The organism is Sulfitobacter sp. SH22 (assembly GCF_965641905.1).
Classification (GTDB): domain Bacteria; phylum Pseudomonadota; class Alphaproteobacteria; order Rhodobacterales; family Rhodobacteraceae; genus Sulfitobacter.
Genome location: NZ_OZ282573.1, coordinates 2,682,592 through 2,699,755, shown reverse-complemented (window position 1 = coordinate 2,699,755; position 17,164 = coordinate 2,682,592). Strand labels below are relative to the sequence as shown.

Genomic DNA, 17,164 nt, shown 5'->3' with positions numbered 1-17,164 from the left:
ATCCCTCCCGCTCTCCCATAAAGGGACAAGGCGATGCCGCAGAATGACGCCCTGCCACGCCGCACGATCGAGGCTGAAGACCCGTTTCAATGGCATCCGCCCAGCCCCTATGTGGAGCTGGGGGTGGCCAGTTGTTTCTCGTTCCTGCGCGCCGCGTCGGATGCGGTTGATCTGACGGCGACTGCCAATCTGCTGGGCTATGACGCGATGGGGATTGCGGACCGCAATACCTTGGCCGGTGTGGTTCGGGTGTATTCCGAGGCGGCGAAAGCCAAGATACGGCCCATCATTGGTGCAAGGTTGGTGCTGATGTGTGGCACCGATCTGCTGGCCTATCCCCGTGACCGGGATGCCTATGCGCGGCTGTCTACGTTGCTGTCCAAGGGCAAGATGGCCGATGTCGATGGCGGCTGGCAGGAAAAGGGCACCACCCATCTGACGCTTGAGATGGTCGCGGATCATGCCGAGGGCCTTGAGCTGATCGTGATGCCACCCGAGGGGTTGCAGGTGTTCGAGGCCGGATTGCCGCGCTTGCTGCGGGTCTTGCCGGGGCTGCGGCATGTGGGGGCGGCGTATCTGTACCGTGGTGATGATGTGGCGCGGATCAACCAGTTGGATCGCATCGCAAAGGCGCACGGGCTGGGAATACTGGCCACCAATGACGTGTTGTATCACGCCGCCAGCCGCCGCCCCTTGCAGGACGTCATGACCTGCATCCGCGAGGGGCGCACGATCAATACGGCGGGGTTTCTGCTGCAAACGAATGCCGAACGCTATCTGAAACCGCCGTCCGAGATGTGCCGTTTGTTCGCCGCCTGGCCCCATGCGGTTGCGGCAACGCGCAGGCTGGCGGATGCCTGTACCTTCAGTCTGGATGATCTGAAATATGAATACCCGCACGAGATCGTGCCAGAGGGACGCACCGCCCAGGAGGAGTTGGAGCGCCTGACCTGGGAGGGGGCCGCCGGGCGTTACCCGCAAGGCGTGCCCGACCGGATCAAGGCAATCATCGAAAAGGAATTCGCGCTGATCCGGTCCAAGAAGATCGCGCGGTATTTCCTGACCATCAACGACATCGTGCGCTTTGCCCGCCAGGATGCGCAGCCGCCGATCCTGTGTCAGGGGCGCGGATCTGCCGCCAATTCCACCGTTTGTTTCTGTCTTGGCATCACGGCGGTGGACCCTGCCGAACATGACGTGCTGTTCGAACGGTTCTTAAGCGAGGAGCGCGACGAGCCGCCCGATATTGACGTTGATTTCGAACATGAGCGCCGCGAGGAAGTGATCCAGTACATGTACGCCAAATACGGGCGCACGCGGGCGGGGCTTTGTGCGACGGTGATTCATTACCGCCCCCGTTCCGCCATCCGCGAGGTGGGCAAGGCGATGGGGCTGTCCGAGGATGTGACCAGCAAGCTGGCCAGCACCGTCTGGGGCAGTTTCGAGGCATCGGTGGGGGATGATCGCGTCAAGGAAGCAGGGATGGACCTGTCGGACCCGTACCTGCGCCGCGTATTGATGTTGGCGCGGGAAATGACCGGCATGCCGCGCCACCTGAGCCAGCATGTGGGCGGGTTCATCCTGACCGAACGCCCCCTGACCGAAATGGTGCCCATCGGCAACGGGGCCATGCCCGACCGCAGTTTCATCGAATGGGACAAGGATGACATCGACGCGCTTGGGATTTTCAAGGTCGATATTCTGGCACTTGGGATGCTGACCTGCATTGCCAAATGCTTTGACCTGATGCGGGCGCATTACAACGATGACAAGGAACTGGCGACCGTCCCGCCGGATGATGATGCGACCTATGACATGCTGTGCGCGGGGGACAGTCTGGGGGTGTTTCAGGTGGAAAGCCGGGCGCAGATGGCGATGCTGCCCAAGCTGCGCCCGCGTGTGTTCTATGATCTGGTGATCGAGGTGGCGATCGTGCGCCCCGGCCCCATTCAGGGCGATATGGTGCATCCGTTTTTGCGCCGCCGCCAACGGCAGGAAGGTGTCAGCTATCCGGCACCGGGGCCTGAGCATCCGCAGGACGAGTTGCTGAAGATTCTGGGGCGGACGCTGGGGGTGCCGATCTTTCAGGAACAGGCGATGAAGATCGCGATTGATGCTGCGAAATTCTCGCCCAAGGAAGCGAACGAATTGCGCAAGGCGATGGCAACCTTCCGGTCGCGCGGCACGATTGAAACGCTGCAAACCAAAATGGTCGGGCGGATGACCGAGCGTGGCTATGACCCCGAATTCGCGCAGCGCTGTTTTGACCAGATCAAGGGGTTCGGTGAATACGGCTTTCCCGAAAGCCACGCGGCCAGCTTTGCCAAGCTGGTCTATGTGTCGAGCTGGATGAAGTGCCATTATCCGGCGGCCTTTGCCTGTGCGCTGCTGAACAGCCAGCCGATGGGGTTCTATGCGCCCGCGCAGATCGTGCGCGATGCCCGTGAACACGGGGTCGAGGTGCGCGGGGTTGATGTGGATTATTCCGACTGGAACTGCACGCTGGAACCGTCTGCTGATGGCTTTGCCCTGCGCTTGGGGATGCGGCAGGTCGACGGGATGCGCGAAGACGCGGCGGCGCGGATCATGGATGCCCGCGACCGGCCCTATGTCGATGTGGCCGACCTGAAAAACCGTGCGCGGCTGGATCGTGGCCAGATCCGCAAGCTGGCCGAGGCAGACGCGATGCGCAACATGGGGATCGACCGGCGTCAGGCGCTGTGGCAGGCGCAGGCGTTGAAAGACGCGCCCGATCTGCCGATTTTCACCCATGCCGATGCCCGCGATGAAGGGGCGGAACCGCCCGTGCTCTTGCCCGCGATGCCGCAAGCCGAACAGGTGGTGGCCGATTACCAGACGCTGCGCCTGTCGCTTAAGGCGCATCCGATCAGCTTTTTTCGCAGGAGTTTGCGCAAGCAGGGGTTCATTGCCGCAGGGGATTTGCCAAGTCTGAACCACGGGCGAAAAGTATCGCTGGCCGGGCTGGTGCTGGTGCGGCAAAAACCGGGCAGCGCCAAGGGCGTGTGCTTTATTACGCTAGAGGACGAAACAGGTGTGGCCAATCTGGTGATCTGGCCCAAGCTGTTCGAACATTACCGCCCCGTCATCATGTCGGCGCGGCTGCTGGTGGTGCATGGGCGGATGCAGACGGACGGGCGGGTGATCCATGTGGTGGCCGACCGGCTGGAGAACCGCACTGACCGGCTGGACCGGCTTAGCGCCGAACGCGTGCCGCAGACAACCGTGCGCGGCGATCACCCGACCCATCCGATCCCCGGACAGGTCGCCCCCAGGCAACACCCGCGCGATGTGCGGGTGATACCAAAGTCACGTGATTTTCATTAGGATTTTGCAGGCGCACCCATGAAAGCAAAGACAGGCTTGGGCGCGTTGTCAGCTTTGGGATGAAACGTGTTTTCGGGGTAGATGAAGCCATTGATCGGGTAAACGCTGCCGTAAGAGTCGGACTGGCTTTCCAAACGGACATCGGACCAATCGTTGCCCGCAGACACGTCGATCACGCTCATCCGCAGGGAGATCTTGTTGCGCTTCCAATTGGCGTGGTCGACCAGAACCTCGCGGGGGGAAACCACTTCGGATACCACAGCAACATGGCCCATAGGATTTCGACGTGTTCCTTTGAACGCCATGACCGCGCCAACAGCTGGTTTCTTGCCGCGGGCGTATTGCCCGTTCGCCTGGTTCCACCAGGTGTTCGCATTGCCGCGGATGTTCACGCCACTGGCGTTGCGCGCAAAGGGCACACACCAGACGCGGGCCCCTTTGGATTGCAAGGCGCGTACTTCCTGAATCGCCATGGCGTGAAGATCGGGGTTAATCCCAGCCGAGGAAATGGTCTGAAGCTCGGCCGGTGCGCGCGCGCAGCCAGCAGCGAAAAGCATGCCTACCAGAAGAAATGGAATGCCGAATTTTGTCGCCAAGGCGTGTTTCACGCTCATTTACTGTCCCCGATGGTTGTTAGCCTGTGCTTTACTGTCCCCGCAAAGCTCGGGCGACTTTTGTCGATTTTTGACAAAGATCAAAGCAGTCCGTTAACCAACGGCAAAAATCCGCCGCTTTTGTTACAAATTGTTAATCGGCGGGAACCATTTGTAATCCACCGATTTTCACGATCAGGTCCAGAACCTCGGCCACGCCCTTGTCTGATTTCATCGCGGCAAAGACAAACGGGCGGTCGCCGCGCATACGTTTCGCGTCACGGTCCATCACATCCAACGACGCCCCGACATAGGGCGCGAGGTCTGTTTTATTAATGATCAGGATGTCCGACTTGGTGATTGCGGGGCCGCCCTTGCGGGGGATTTCCTCGCCTGCGGCCACGTCGATGACATATAAAGTGATGTCGGCCAGTTCGGGGCTAAATGTGGCCGACAGGTTGTCGCCGCCCGATTCGATCAGGATGCAGTCCAGATCGGGGTGTCGCTCCTGCATCCGTGCGACAGCGGCCAGATTGATCGACGCATCCTCGCGGATTGCGGTGTGCGGGCAGCCGCCGGTTTCGACCCCGATGATTCTGTCCTGGGGCAGCACCTGCATGCGCATCAACGCTTCGGCGTCTTCCTGGGTGTAGATGTCGTTGGTGATCACGCCAATGGACCAGCGGTCACGCATGGCCCGACACAGGGCAGCCGTCAGCGTGGTTTTACCCGCACCAACAGGTCCGCCGATTCCGATCCGCAAAGGGCCATGAGGTGAGGTCATGTCTGGAACATCCTTGAGTAAAGCGTTTCATGTTGCATCGAGGCAATGTCGGCCAGAAAACAGGCGCTGCCGATGTCGTCAATGGTCTGGGTCAGCGCGGTTTCCACGGTCTGCTGGCACAGGGGGGCAAGGGCGGTGATCACCCGTTGCCCGTCGGTTTGCCCCAAAGGCACGGCCCGGATCGCGGCAGAGACCAGCGCGCTGACGAAAGCATGAAGGAACATCTGGGCCGCGTCTTGCAACGGCAATCCTTGCGCCGCACAGGCCGCACCGAATGCCACGGGCAATGTCAGGTCAGGCAGGTCATGCCCCCAGACGTCATTGACCACCCGCACAAAGGCAGCGCCCTGTTGTGCGGTTTCAGTCAACCGTTCTGATGACGGTGCCAAGGCACGCGCCAGCGCATCAACGTCCTTCACCCCTTCGCCACGGTAGCCAGCGCCAAGCAGGATCGCGTCGGTCCGGCCAGCGCCGTGGGTGATAATGCCGCCAAGCCACGCTTGCAGGGACGTGGCCTCATGGATCGTGCCATCATGCACGGCCATTTCCAGCCCGTGGCTATAGCTGAACGCGCCAATGGGAAAACTGGGCGACAGCCATTGGGCCAGCGTTATCAGCGCCTGTGTCTGCATCAATGCGCGTGGCTGTGGGTGCGCCCGTGGCCATAGGCACCGCCTTCGGGAATGAAGGGTTCCGACACATCGCGCAGGGTCGCGCCCAGCTTGCCCAGCATGTCGCGGATCACGTGGTCGTTCTGGATCAGCAGACGTGTCGGTTCGACCTGACAGGGGCAATGACGGTTCCCGATATGCCACGCCAGCCGCACCAGATCGTCGCCGGTGATCTCTAGCAAGGCTTCCTCGGCCGCGATGACCTCGATCAGTTTGCCGTCTTCCAGTTGGAACGCATCCCCGTGGTTCAGCGATTCCGTATGCGGCAGATCGACAAGGAACCCTTGGTTACGGGCGGTCAGCAGGCGTTTGCGGCGCAGGAACCGTTCGTCATAGGTCAGCACACAGCAGTCATGGGCATCATCCCAATGGCCGCTGCGCTTGATGGTGTGGGCGGGGGTAAGGTCGGTCATATCGGGCCTCAGAACATGAAATAGCGTTGTGCCATGGGCAGGGTTTCGGCGGGTTCGCAGGTCAGCAATTCGCCGTCTGCGCGTACCTCGTAGGTTTCGGGGTTCACCTCGACCTTGGGGGTGGCAGAATTGTGGATCAGGTCGGATTTCCCGATATTGCGGGTGTTCTTGACCGCGATGGTCTGCTTGGAAAGGCCCAGCTGATCGCGCAACCCGTTTGATTGCGCGGCCTCGGAGATGAACGTCACGGCGCAATGTTGAAGCGCGCTGCCATAGGCCCCGAACATGGGGCGGGTATAGACGGGCTGCGGCGTGGGGATCGACGCATTCGGATCGCCCATTTGCGCCACGACGATCATGCCCGACATCAGCACCATTTCAGGTTTCACGCCAAAGAAGGCGGGGTTCCACAGCACCAGATCGGCCTTTTTACCAACCTCGATGGACCCGATTTCGCGGCTGACCCCATGGGCGATCGCAGGGTTGATCGTGTATTTCGCGATGTAGCGTTTGACGCGGAAGTTGTCGTTATCGCCGGTTTCTTCGGGCAGACGCCCGCGCTGTTTGCGCATCTTGTCTGCGGTTTGCCATGTGCGGATCAACACCTCTCCCACACGGCCCATCGCCTGACTGTCGCTGGCGATGATCGAAAACGCGCCGATGTCATGCAGGATATCTTCGGCGGCAATCGTCTCGCGCCTGATCCGGCTTTCGGCAAAGGCGACGTCTTCGGGGATCGATTTATCAAGGTGATGACAGACCATGAGCATGTCCAGATGCTCTTCCAAAGTGTTCACCGTGAAGGGGCGCGTCGGGTTGGTGGACGACGGCAAGACGTGTTCTTCGCCGCAAATCTTGATGATGTCCGGCGCGTGGCCACCGCCCGCACCTTCGGTGTGAAAGGCGTGGATCGTGCGGCCTTTCATGGCGGCGAGCGTATGTTCGACAAAGCCGGATTCGTTCAACGTATCGGTGTGGATCATCACCTGCACGTCCATGTCATCGGCCACCGACAGGCAGCAATCAATCGCGGCAGGGGTGGTGCCCCAATCCTCGTGCAGTTTCAGGGAGCAGGCCCCGCCGTTTACCATTTCGATCAAGGCACCGGGTCGGCTGGCGTTGCCCTTGCCGGACAGGCCGATGTTCATCACCACACCGTCCATGGCCTGCAACATCCGCCCGATGTGCCAGGGGCCGGGGGTGCAGGTGGTGGCCAGTGTGCCGTGGGCAGGGCCGGTGCCGCCGCCGAAGCAGGTGGTCACGCCGGAATGCAGCGCGTCTTCCATCTGCTCGGGCGCGATAAAGTGGATGTGGCTGTCGAACCCGCCTGCGGTCAGGATGCGACCCTCGCCGGCGATAATCTCGGTTCCCGGCCCGATGATGATATCGACATTAGGCTGCGTGTCGGGGTTGCCCGCCTTGCCGATGCCAGCGATGCGCCCGTCTTTCAGGGCGACGTCGGCCTTGTAGATGCCGGAATGGTCCACGATCAGCGCGTTGGTGATCACGGTATCGACCGCGCCATTTGCGCGCGTGACCTGAGACTGCCCCATCCCGTCGCGGATCACCTTGCCGCCGCCGAATTTCACCTCTTCGCCGTAGGTGGTCAGGTCGCGTTCAACTTCGATGATCAGATCGGTGTCGGCCAGACGCAGACGGTCGCCCGTGGTCGGCCCATACATCGCGGCATATTCAGAGCGGGGGAGTTTGGTGGTCATGGTCGATCTCTTTCCTCTTTGCGCGTTAAAGCGCGCCCATCACTGCGGCGTTGAAACCGAAAACCTTGCGATCACCTGCCAGCGGGATCAGTTGAACCTCGCGGCGCTGGCCGGGCTCAAAACGCACGGCGGTGCCTGCCGCGATGTCCAGACGGCAGCCATGTGCGGCGGCGCGGTCGAAATCCAATGCGGGGTTGGTTTCGGCGAAATGATAGTGGCTGCCTACTTGTACGGGGCGGTCGCCGGTGTTGGCGACCATCAGCGTGATCGCGTCGCGGCCTGCGTTCAGGGTGATGTCACCTTCGGCGCAAAAGACTTCGCCGGGGATCATTTGCCTGCCGCCGCTTTGGCTTTGAGACGGGCGCGCATGGCGATGGCGGCAGCGGTGCCGATCACGGCCAGACCCATGAAAACCGGCATCCATTCGGCACCGTGGGGTGCAAGGTGCAGACCGGGGTGGGCAAGGGCAGGAGAGGCCAAAAGCAGCGCGGGCAGGATCATCAGATGTTTCATATCGGGGCCTTTCTAGCGGATAGGATTGTGGACGGTGACCAGCTTGGTGCCGTCGGGAAATGTGGCTTCGACTTGCACGTCGTGGATCATCTCGGGGATGCCTTCCATGCATTGGTCGCGGGTGATGACCTGGGCACCGGCCTGCATCATGTCGGCGACACTGCGGCCATCGCGGGCCCCTTCGACGACGGTGTCGGTGATCAGGGCGATGGCTTCGGGGTGGTTCAGTTTCACGCCACGGGCCAGGCGCTTGCGGGCGACCTCGGCTGCCATGGCGATCAGGAGTTTGTCTTTTTCACGGGGGGTTAGCTGCATGTCAAAGCATCCATGTTTTGGGTGGGGCCGCGCCCTGCAGGCGGGCAATGATCGGCACCAAGGACTGGCGCAGGATGTAGCTGTCGGGGGCAAGAACGCGCGCATACAGCACACCGGGCCGGATCAGGCTGGCCCCGGCGGTATTCGGAAGCAGCGCGCGCAGGGGGTTCAGCGCCGCTTCGGCATCGGCGGCGGCATAGATGACGCTGGCCATGGCGAACTGGCCGCGTGCGGTGGCCGGGCCGGATAGCTGTGCTGCGATATCGCCTGACAGGCGCACGGCATCGGCAAAGATTGGCACACCATCGCGGCGAAGGGTGATGTTGTCGGCAAAGCTGCCCTTGGTCAGGGTCTCGCCCATCGATACACGGCCAAAGACCAGCGGTTCCACCCCAAAGAACGTGGCATCGGGGGCCAGATCAATCTCCAGCCGCCGGTGCAGCGCGGACCCGTTGAACAGGATCGTTTCCTGCGGCAGCCAGTCAATGCGCGCATCCTTTGCGACGTTAAGGGTCGTGGTCAGCCGTGCGGGTGCGCCGGGTTGGGCCAGATAGACGCGTTCGGCGGCTTGCGAGGTCAATGTCAGACGGCTGCCCGTACCGGCCTCGGCGTCGATCGACAGGCGGTCGCCCCCCGTCATGCCGCCCGAGGTGTTCAGGAATACGCCGGTCAATCCGGCCGCATTCGCACGGGGAAACAGCGCCTTGAGGCATCCCGATTGATACAGATCGCCAATAACAGAGGCAGCGCCATAGGTTTTGCTGACCACGCGCAGCGTGCCCAACGCACGGGGCTGGGTCTGTACCTGTGATGCCAGATCGGTATGGGATGCGATGTTGATGGGCCCCTCCGCGGTGGCGTTAAAAACCAGATTATGGTTAGCGGGATTCGCAGTGGGGGCGATGGCAAACAGAACCTGTCGGCCAATAATCGGGCTGTTTTTTTGACGCGTGCACAAATTTTAGGCGCGTTTCGGTCGGCCTAGGGTTGGCTGACAAACCGCTGACGATAGGCCGAGGGCGTCTGCCCCTGGAGCGCCCGAAACCGTCGGGAGAAGTAGGACGGATCGGCAAACCCCAACCTGTAACCCACTTCGGCCACCGTAAGTTGGGTAAAGGCCAGCAGGCGGCAGGCTTCCTGGATTGTGCTTGCCTCGATATAGGCTGATGCCGACATGCCGTTGGTTGTGCGGCACAGGCGGCTTAGGTGTCCGGTGCTGAGGCCCATTTGCGCCGCATAGTCCCGCACGCGCCAGCCTGCGGTTTGATGTTCGGCAATCAACTGGTCAAGACGCGCCAGCCTGTCATCGCGTTTCGTCCCTTCCTGACCACTGGGGGCGGGGCCAAGCGCGGCTGTCTTTGACAACACCGCATGGGCCAGCCCGACCGCTGTCTGGGTTCGATAGGGCAGAGCGTCTGCCAATGATCGGTCGAGCAAGGCCATCAGGGCCAGCAATGTCGCATCGGGGGTCGCGACAAACGGCAAGGACAGACCCCGCGCCACATCTTCGGTTGCGGGTAGAATGCTGCGGAGAATGGAGACCGGAAAGGACTGAACCATGCCTTGGGTGTTCGGGGCAAAGGCAAAACTGTGAACGGCCTGCGCTGGGACATAGAAGAGCTGGTTATCGGATAAATCAAAATCCAGCCCGTCAACCACGGCCTTTGCGCGGCCTGTTTGAATGAAAAACACCTGGGCCAATTGGGCATGGCGGTGCGGGGCAATGTGCCAGCCATGCTCGGGGGCTCGGTCTTTGATATGTTCGCAATGTACCACATCAGGAAAGGCCTCGGTCTCTCCATAAAGTTGATAATCAGGGATAAGGGCCATTTGCGTCATGCACGATAAGTACCAGAGATTGCGCAATTGGTCCATTCACGCAATGCAAGGCTGGGGGTACATCTGTTTGAATTCATCCAAAGGGGCAGCACTATGAAAACCGAAGTCGTCATTATTGGCGGGGGGCCATCCGGCCTGTTGCTGTCGCAGCTTTTAAACCGGGCCGGCGTCGATACCGTGATCCTGGAGCGCACCAGCCGTGAGCGGGTTTTGGCGCGCATCCGTGCTGGCGTGCTTGAGGATGGAACGGTCAATCTGTTGCGCGAGGCAGGCGTGGGTCATCGCATGGACCGCGAAGGATTGCCGCACGAAGGCTGCTATCTGACCGATGATGATCTGATGGTGCGGATCAATTTCCACGAACTGACCGGCAAAAAGGTAATGGTCTATGGCCAGACCGAAGTCACCGCCGATCTGTATGACGCGCAGGATACGATGGGCACCACGATCATTCACGATGTCGAAGATGTGGTCATTAGCGACGTTACAACCGACGCGCCCTTTGTCGAATACAGCCTGAATGGCGCGCGTCATCGTGTCGACTGCGCCTATGTCGCGGGATGTGACGGATTTCACGGGGTCAGCCGCCAAACCATCCCTGCCGACAAGCGCGAGGAATTCGAACGGGTTTATCCGTTCGGGTGGCTCGGCGTTCTGTCGCGCACGCCGCCTGCCAATCACGAACTGATTTATGCCAATTCGCGCCATGGTTTTGCGCTCGCCTCCATGCGCAATGAAAACCTGTCGCGGTATTATGTGCAGGCCCCGCTGACCGACAAAGTCGAAGACTGGAGCGATGACCGTTTCTGGGAGGCGTTGAAAATGCGCCTGCCAAAGGAAACCGCCGATGCTTTGGTGACCGGTCCGTCGATCGAAAAATCCATCGCGCCGCTGCGGTCGTTTGTCAGTGAACCCCTGCGGTGGGGCAATCTGTTTCTGGTCGGCGATTCTGCCCATATCGTGCCGCCCACGGGGGCCAAGGGGCTGAACCTGGCCGCGTCGGATGTGTATTATCTGCATGACGCGTTGATCGCGGCGCTCAAGAAAAAGGACATGTCCGGTGTCGATGCCTATGCTGATCGGGCGCTGGCGCGGATCTGGAAAGCAATGCGCTTTAGCTGGCAGATGACGACAATGCTGCACCGGTTCGACGGCGAAGACAGCTTTGCCGCGCAGATGCGCAAGGCAACCCTAAGCCACCTGTCGCAAAGCGAAACAGCGCGGCGCGATCTGGCCGAAAATTACATCGGCTTGCCATTCTAAGCCGGATACACACGGCACCAATGAAAAAGCCCGGCCTTTGGAAGTTTCCAGAGACCGGGCTTTCGTTTTTCTGAGCTTAACGGTTAGCCGCGGATCATCACCTTGCCCGCGCGGCCCGGTGTCAGGGCGGCTTTCATGGCGTCAGACACGTCATCAATCGCAAAGACCCCGCCGTCTTCCAGCGCCAAGTCGCCCTTGGCGACCAAGGTGACCAGTTCGGTGATCAGGCGTTTGCGCTCAGCCGGGTCCATCTCCTTGCTGATGCGCGCACCCCAAAATCCCTTGACGGTGATGTGCTTCATGATCAACGCGCCCGACGACAGCGGCATTGGCGCGCCTGTGGCAGTGCCGAAAACAACCAGTTCGCCATCAACGCCCAGCAGATCAACCAGATCAGCCGATACATCGCCACCGACAGAATCAATGGCTGATACCGCGCCAGCATCGCCGACAATTTCACGCGCCTTTTTCTGCCAATCGGCACCGGATGTGGACAGGACGTTTTCGATGCCCATATCCGTCAACTCTTGCACAGCCTCGTCGCGGCGCACGAGGTTCAACAGATTGATGCCACGCGCTTTGGCCAGCGTCACCATGATCTTGCCAACAGCGCCGTTTGCGGCGGTCTGGATGATCCAGTCGCCTTTTTTCGCCTTCAGGGTTTCCAGCAGGGAAATGGCGCTGAACGGCATCGCGATCAGCTGCGCACCCGCCGTGTCAGAGATCATATCGGGCAGGGGCAGCACGCCATCGGCAGGGGCTAGGAAATATTCGGTCCAAGTGCCGTGAACGCCCGCGATTGAGACGCGTTTGCCAATCATTAGGGCATCAACGCCCGCACCAACGGCTTCAATCGTGCCAAGCGCTTCGGACCCGCCGATGGCACCGGGAAGATCGGGCTTGTAGCCATAGGTGCCGCGGATCGTCCACAGATCGTGGTTGTGGATCGGCGACAGGGTCATTTTGACCAAAACTTCGCCAGCGCCCGGGGTTGGTGCGTCGATTTCAGTGGCTTTCAGAACTTCAATTGGTTCGCCGAATGTATCGTGGATTGCAGCTTTCATAGCGGTGTCTCTTTTCTTTAAATTAGGATTTTGAAAGGGTTTTGTTCGTCTCTGACAGCGCCTGTCTGAGCGGGATTTCATTTCGCGACAGTTTGGCAAGAATCGCGGCCCCCAGCCATTTTGCATAAAGCATTTGGGCGGTTGCCTGTGGATCGTCGACGGCGATCAGGGAGCCGTCTTTCGCCCCTAGAATCAGCAGCGCGGCGATTCTGTTGACCAAGGCGGTGACGCCCTTATCAAGCACCTGCCGCATGTCTTCGGACAGGTCGGCGACTTCGGCCCCCAGTTTGACGACCAGACATTGACTGGCAATGCCTTCGGACCCCGCCTGCGTCAGCCACGCCGTCCAAAAGGCGGTCAGCTTGTCATGGGCGGACCCTTGGGTGGCGCAAAGCGCGTCAATCCGCGCAAGGTAATCGGCGACATAGTCGGTCAGCAGGGCGTGGCCGAATGCTTCCTTTGAGGGGAAGTAATAATAGAACGACCCTTTGGGTACGCCGCTTTCCTTGAGGATTCGCGCCAGCCCGACCGCGCCAAAGCCGTGCTTGCTGATCAGCGCACGGCCGGAGGTCAGGATTTTCTGTCGCGTGAGGTCTGATTTCTTTTGCTCTGCCATGAGGGGCAGATAGGAAGTAATGGACCAGTCGTCTAGTGTTGGCGCGGAAAAGATTATCATAAGTCTGCCGCGACACAATTTTAGTGGGGAACATACCAGCCGTTAGCCAAGATGGCGGAGCGTGTCCGGGATATGATGCAAAGGTAATGGTGGAGCCTAGCGGGATCGAACCGCTGACCTCCTGCATGCCATGCAGGCGCTCTCCCAGCTGAGCTAAGGCCCCATTGTGGATCAATGATCCGGTCGTGTTCGCAACCCGGGATGGCTGCTGCGCCGCTGAATAGGCGCAAGCGAAGGCGGGATCAAGAGGAAAATCCATTCCCGCCTTCGTTATCTTCAATCAGTCGTCGTCGTTGGCTGCAACATCCGCGATTTCGTCAAGCGGAACTGTGTCTTCATCGTCGTCGTCGTCATCCAGAATATCGTCGTCGAGATCCACATCTACGTCGTCGTCATCTACCAATACGTCATCGTCCTCAACATCAACCTTATTGGCTTTTGCTGTTACGGCGTCTTCGGCATCGGCGGCGATCATCCGGGATTTGGAGTTATCCACCTCGACCACTTCGCCGGTATAGGGGCTGATGATCGGTGTTTTGTTCAGGTCGTAGAACCGCTTGCCCGTTGTGGGGCACAGGCGCTTGGTTCCCCATTCTTCATTGGGCATCGAAGTCCCCTTTTTGAAAGTGTTGTTGCGTATAGATGATTCAGGCCAAGTGCCATATGAGATAGGGACTGTCAAAGGCAATCGCCACCCCGTATCCGCCCGAAAGCCCTAAATGCCTGATCCGATCCTGCCCGGCAACCCACCAATCCCGCTTGTTCTGCGCCGTTCCGCGCGGGCAAGACGCATATCTTTGCGCATCTCGCAGCTGGATGGTCGCGTGACGCTGACTCTGCCCAAACGCCTGAAAGAGGCCGAAGGGATCGCATTCGCCCGCGAAAAGGAGGAATGGATTCGCCAGCATCTGGACGCACGTGGCCAGGATGTGCCCATTGGCATCGGGGCCGAGTTCCCCTTGGGGGGGCGCATGGTCCGGGTGGTGCAAGGGCAGGGGCGGCGCGTACAACTGGGCGCAGATACAATCGCCGTACCGGGGCGCGAAGACCGTGTCCCTGCACGGCTGGCAGCACATCTCAAGGAGCTGGCACGTGACCGGCTGGCAGGGGCGTGTGACGACTATGCTGCCGTCTTGGGGCGGCCCTATACCAAGCTGACCTTGCGCGATACGCGGTCGCGGTGGGGGTCGTGCACGTCGGAAGGCGGGCTGATGTTTTCATGGCGGCTGATCCTGACCCCACCCGAGGTGCTGGATTACGTCGCCGCCCACGAGGTCGCCCATCTGGCGCAAATGAACCATTCGCCTGCCTTCTGGGCAGAGGTGGAGCGCATCTATGGCCCCTACAAAGACGCGCGCGGCTGGCTGCGTACAAACGGTAGCGACTTACACCGCTACCGTTTTAGTTAAATGCGGTACATGTTGGGGAAATGTCGGCGTAGCCATTCGATGCCCTTGAGGTCTGTCGTAAACCCGTGGCGCACCACCAGATCGGGGCCAAAACGCAGGCAAAACAAGCACGTGCCCGCATGACCAGTTGACGCGAAGCGGCTTTGTGATCACAATAATAACATGAACTTGAACGCTCGCCCCCTAGATGCAAACCCGCTTGCCCATGACCGCGTGTACCGACAGCTGCGCAGCCGTATCATGCACGGTGATTTGCCGCCGGGACACGCCCTGACCCTGCGCGGGATCGGCAAGGAGTACGAAGTATCCATGACCCCCGCGAGAGAGGCCGTGCGCCGTCTGGCTGCCGAAGGGGCGCTGACAATGTCGGCCTCGGGGCGGATTTCGACACCGGAATTGAGCAATGAACGCATCGAAGAGCTCGCCGCGCTGCGCGCCCTGATCGAGGTTGAACTGGCCAGCCGGGCGCTGCCGCGCGCGCATTTCGCCCTGATTGAGCGGCTGCAAACGATCAACAATGCTGTGTCAGAGGCCGTCGCCCATCGTGATGCCGTCGGATATATACGCACCAATCTGGAATTTCACCGCACGCTGTATCTGCGGGCGCAGGCCCCGGCGATGCTGGCAATGGCCGAAACCGTATGGCTGCAAATGGGGCCGACCATGCGCGCCCTGTATGGCCGCCTGCGCCGCACCGAGCCGCCGCATTTCCACCGACTGATCATTGCCGCTTTGCGTGCTGGCGACGAACCGGGTCTGCGTCTGGCCGTCAGAACGGACGTGACACAAGGCTTGCGCATGCTCGCGACCTAAGGGCGGAGTTTTTCAAAACATCCGGCCCGTTGGGGTGCGTTGGGGTACCAAGAAAACGTCCAACCCTCGGGTTAGGCGGCCAAGCCTTTTGCGCCCAGATCCATGAACTTGGACCGCCGGTCCGCGATCAGCGCCTTGCCATCCTTGCCGTTCAGATCTTTCAACATGCCTGCAATCGCTTTGCCGACCGATTGAATGGCGCTGGCAGGGTCGCGATGCGCGCCGCCACGCGGTTCGGGAATAATCCGGTCATTGACGCCCAGCTGCTTGAGGTCCTGCGCCGTCAAACGCAACGCCTCTGCCGCTTCGCGCATCTTTTCTGAATCTTTCCACAAAATCGACGCGCAGCCTTCGGGGGAAATTACGGAATAGACCGAATGCTCCAACATCGCGACACGGTTCGCCGTCGCAAAGGCAACCGCCCCGCCCGATCCGCCTTCGCCAATGATCACCGATACCAATGGTACCCCGATCTGCAGGCATTTCTCGGTGGCGCGTGCAATCGCTTCGGATTGGCCGCGTTCCTCGGCACCTTTGCCGGGATAGGCCCCAGGGGTGTCGACCAGCGTGATCACGGGCAAGCCGAACTTGCCTGCCAGATCCATCAACCGCACCGCTTTGCGATATCCTTCGGGGCGCGCCATGCCGAAATTCCGTTCGATGCGTGACTTGGTATCATTGCCCTTTTCATGGCCGATCACCACGACAGGGACGTCATTGAACCGTGCAAGCCCGCCCATCACGGCCAGATCATCTGCAAAATTACGGTCGCCGGCAAGGGGCGTGTAATCGGTAAAAAGCGCTTCGATATAGTCTTTGCAATGCGGACGGTCCGGATGCCGCGCCACTTGGCACTTCCGCCAGGGCGTCAAGGATTTATACAAATCATCCAGCATCTGGTGGGCTTTTTTGTCCAGCGCTTGCGCTTCTGCACTGACATCCATGCCTTCCGATGACCGTGCAAGGGCGCGCAACTCTTCGGCCTTGCCCTCAATCTCGGCAAGCGGTTTTTCAAAATCCAGATACTGTGTCATCACATGCTCCGTTCTAGGGTATTCGTTATATGCCGTTGATTTCCGGCCTTTGCAACGCGGCCTGTTCAGCTGCTTGGCCAAAGCACTGGCAATAATGATGCAACCAGCAGCCCCGCCATGGACCAGTTGAACACCCGCAACCTTCCGGGGTTTGTCAAAAAACGCGCCATTTCCTTGCCAAGGACAGTCCAGATGGTCACCGATGGAAATGCCATGACAGCCACAACACATGCCGCAACCAACAGCGGTCCGAATCCTGCCAACGGAACGTAAATCGTGATGATACTCAGCCCGAAAGCCCATGCTTTGGGGTTGACCCACTGAAAGCCGGCCGCTTGAAGAAAGCTCATCGGTCGGCCGCCGGCATCAGCTGGCTGTGCAGGCCCGGCCGATGCAATCTTGAACGCCAGAAATAAAAGGTAAATGACGCTCAATACCTTGAGGATCGTATAGATGACCGGAAAGGCATCAAACACGCGGATCAACCCAAGCCCTACCAAAAGCAGCATGGCCATGAAACCAAAGGTGATCCCCATCATATGCGGGACAGTGCGTGCAAACCCAAAATTGGCCCCCGACGCCATCAGCATCAGGTTATTTGGCCCTGGCGTAATCGATGTGATGAGGGTGAATAGCGCAAGCGCCGAGAGTGCATCAAAAGTCATGCAGCCCTCATGCCCCAACTCTTGACCCGCGCCAAGCCCCCGTTCTCTG

19 protein-coding genes and 1 tRNA gene are annotated in these 17,164 nt (G+C 60.1%); 4 read left to right on the top strand and 16 right to left on the bottom strand.

Annotated features, from left to right (window positions below):
• The first annotated feature begins 33 nt into the window (after positions 1-33).
• On the top strand, positions 34-3,345 hold the full coding sequence (locus tag ACSQ13_RS15275; protein WP_295510457.1) for an error-prone DNA polymerase: 3,312 nt from the start codon (positions 34-36) through the stop codon (positions 3,343-3,345).
• Here ACSQ13_RS15275 and ACSQ13_RS15270 read toward each other — a convergent pair.
• The 10 genes from ACSQ13_RS15270 to ACSQ13_RS15225 form a co-directional block, all read right to left on the bottom strand.
• Complete coding sequence (locus tag ACSQ13_RS15270) at positions 3,342-3,959, bottom strand: CHAP domain-containing protein (RefSeq protein WP_176251007.1); 618 nt, start codon at positions 3,957-3,959, stop codon at positions 3,342-3,344. The two genes, ACSQ13_RS15275 and ACSQ13_RS15270, sit on opposite strands and share 4 nt — an antisense overlap.
• 133 nt (positions 3,960-4,092) lie before the next feature.
• Positions 4,093-4,722, bottom strand: coding sequence for an urease accessory protein UreG (ureG, locus tag ACSQ13_RS15265; RefSeq protein ID WP_176251006.1), 630 nt, complete (start codon positions 4,720-4,722; stop codon positions 4,093-4,095).
• The gene (locus tag ACSQ13_RS15260; protein WP_176251108.1) at positions 4,719-5,354 is read right to left on the bottom strand and encodes an urease accessory protein UreF; all 636 of its coding nucleotides are present in this window, start codon (positions 5,352-5,354) and stop codon (positions 4,719-4,721) included. The genes ureG and ACSQ13_RS15260 overlap by 4 nt, the downstream gene beginning before the upstream one ends.
• Positions 5,354-5,806, bottom strand: a complete 453-nt coding sequence (locus ACSQ13_RS15255) for an urease accessory protein UreE (RefSeq protein ID WP_176251005.1) — start codon at positions 5,804-5,806, stop codon at positions 5,354-5,356. Before ACSQ13_RS15255 ends, ACSQ13_RS15260 begins: the two co-directional genes overlap by 1 nt.
• Positions 5,807-5,814: 8 nt before the next feature.
• A complete protein-coding gene (gene ureC / locus ACSQ13_RS15250) occupies positions 5,815-7,524 on the bottom strand; it encodes an urease subunit alpha (protein WP_295510451.1) in 1,710 nt (569 codons plus the stop codon).
• 25 nt (positions 7,525-7,549) lie between these two features.
• Positions 7,550-7,855, bottom strand: coding sequence for an urease subunit beta (locus ACSQ13_RS15245; protein WP_176251003.1), 306 nt, complete (start codon positions 7,853-7,855; stop codon positions 7,550-7,552).
• Positions 7,852-8,037, bottom strand: coding sequence for a hypothetical protein (locus ACSQ13_RS15240; RefSeq protein ID WP_295510448.1), 186 nt, complete (start codon positions 8,035-8,037; stop codon positions 7,852-7,854). Before ACSQ13_RS15240 ends, ACSQ13_RS15245 begins: the two co-directional genes overlap by 4 nt.
• Positions 8,038-8,049: 12 nt before the next feature.
• Complete coding sequence (locus ACSQ13_RS15235; RefSeq protein WP_008227618.1) at positions 8,050-8,352, bottom strand: urease subunit gamma; 303 nt, start codon at positions 8,350-8,352, stop codon at positions 8,050-8,052.
• A 1-nt stretch (position 8,353) separates the two neighbouring features.
• Complete coding sequence (locus ACSQ13_RS15230) at positions 8,354-9,136, bottom strand: urease accessory protein UreD (protein ID WP_295510444.1); 783 nt, start codon at positions 9,134-9,136, stop codon at positions 8,354-8,356.
• A 197-nt stretch (positions 9,137-9,333) separates the two neighbouring features.
• Positions 9,334-10,182 carry a helix-turn-helix domain-containing protein gene (locus ACSQ13_RS15225; protein ID WP_255200245.1) on the bottom strand — a complete coding sequence of 283 codons (849 nt, stop codon included), beginning with the start codon at positions 10,180-10,182 and terminating at the stop codon, positions 9,334-9,336.
• Between the two features lie 102 nt (positions 10,183-10,284).
• Here ACSQ13_RS15225 and pobA point away from each other — a divergent pair, with 102 nt between their 5' ends.
• Positions 10,285-11,454 carry a 4-hydroxybenzoate 3-monooxygenase gene (gene pobA, locus ACSQ13_RS15220; RefSeq protein WP_176251000.1) on the top strand — a complete coding sequence of 390 codons (1,170 nt, stop codon included), beginning with the start codon at positions 10,285-10,287 and terminating at the stop codon, positions 11,452-11,454.
• 83 nt (positions 11,455-11,537) lie between these two features.
• Here the strand turns inward: pobA and ACSQ13_RS15215 are convergent, their stop codons facing one another.
• From ACSQ13_RS15215 to ACSQ13_RS15200, 4 genes are all read right to left on the bottom strand, one after another.
• The gene (locus tag ACSQ13_RS15215) at positions 11,538-12,518 is read right to left on the bottom strand and encodes a zinc-binding dehydrogenase (protein ID WP_295510439.1); all 981 of its coding nucleotides are present in this window, start codon (positions 12,516-12,518) and stop codon (positions 11,538-11,540) included.
• A 22-nt stretch (positions 12,519-12,540) separates the two neighbouring features.
• Positions 12,541-13,194 carry a TetR/AcrR family transcriptional regulator gene (locus tag ACSQ13_RS15210; RefSeq protein WP_308791278.1) on the bottom strand — a complete coding sequence of 218 codons (654 nt, stop codon included), beginning with the start codon at positions 13,192-13,194 and terminating at the stop codon, positions 12,541-12,543.
• Positions 13,195-13,281: 87 nt separating this feature from the next.
• A tRNA-Ala gene (locus ACSQ13_RS15205) sits at positions 13,282-13,357 on the bottom strand.
• Positions 13,358-13,474: 117 nt separating this feature from the next.
• Entirely contained in the window at positions 13,475-13,801 is a 327-nt protein-coding gene (locus ACSQ13_RS15200; RefSeq protein ID WP_176251340.1) for a TIGR02300 family protein, read from the bottom strand.
• A gap of 112 nt (positions 13,802-13,913) precedes the next feature.
• Here ACSQ13_RS15200 and ACSQ13_RS15195 point away from each other — a divergent pair, with 112 nt between their 5' ends.
• Together ACSQ13_RS15195 and ACSQ13_RS15190 are read left to right on the top strand one after the other, a co-directional pair.
• The gene (locus ACSQ13_RS15195; RefSeq protein WP_176251341.1) at positions 13,914-14,603 is read left to right on the top strand and encodes a M48 family metallopeptidase; all 690 of its coding nucleotides are present in this window, start codon (positions 13,914-13,916) and stop codon (positions 14,601-14,603) included.
• Between the two features lie 162 nt (positions 14,604-14,765).
• Entirely contained in the window at positions 14,766-15,416 is a 651-nt protein-coding gene (locus ACSQ13_RS15190) for a GntR family transcriptional regulator (protein ID WP_176251342.1), read from the top strand.
• A 71-nt stretch (positions 15,417-15,487) separates the two neighbouring features.
• Here the strand turns inward: ACSQ13_RS15190 and ACSQ13_RS15185 are convergent, their stop codons facing one another.
• Both ACSQ13_RS15185 and ACSQ13_RS15180 read right to left on the bottom strand, forming a co-directional pair.
• Positions 15,488-16,450 carry an acetyl-CoA carboxylase carboxyltransferase subunit alpha gene (locus tag ACSQ13_RS15185; protein WP_295510433.1) on the bottom strand — a complete coding sequence of 321 codons (963 nt, stop codon included), beginning with the start codon at positions 16,448-16,450 and terminating at the stop codon, positions 15,488-15,490.
• A gap of 65 nt (positions 16,451-16,515) precedes the next feature.
• Positions 16,516-17,115 carry a LysE family translocator gene (locus tag ACSQ13_RS15180; protein WP_176251344.1) on the bottom strand — a complete coding sequence of 200 codons (600 nt, stop codon included), beginning with the start codon at positions 17,113-17,115 and terminating at the stop codon, positions 16,516-16,518.
• Positions 17,116-17,164 lie beyond the last annotated feature (49 nt).